Annotated in this window: 1 protein-coding gene; it reads left to right on the forward strand. The window is 72.1% G+C overall.

What is annotated here, in order from left to right:
* Positions 1-51 precede the first annotated feature (51 nt).
* Positions 52-262: DUF7927 domain-containing protein (locus SB773_RS32645; protein WP_410594540.1), on the forward strand; the 211-nt coding region annotated here is incomplete at its 3' end.

The raw sequence follows: 262 nt of genomic DNA on the forward strand, positions 1-262 counted from the left end.
GGTGACTGCACCACCGACTGCGCGACCACCACCCCGGTGCGGGCGCTGCAGGTGGCGAAGACGGTGGACAGCACCCACAGCGCGCCGGGCACGAAGCTGACGTACACGATCACGGTGACGAACACCGGAGGCGCGGACTACACGACCGCCTCGCCGGCGCGGTTCACCGACGACCTGTCGGCGGTCCTGGACGACGCGAGCTACGGCAAGGATGCGACGGGGGGCGCGACCTACGCCGCGCCGGTCCTGTCGTGGTCGGGCC

This window comes from Bacillus sp. SIMBA_074 (genome assembly GCF_046534555.1).
GTDB lineage: Bacteria > Bacillota > Bacilli > Bacillales > Bacillaceae_G > Bacillus_A > Bacillus_A mycoides.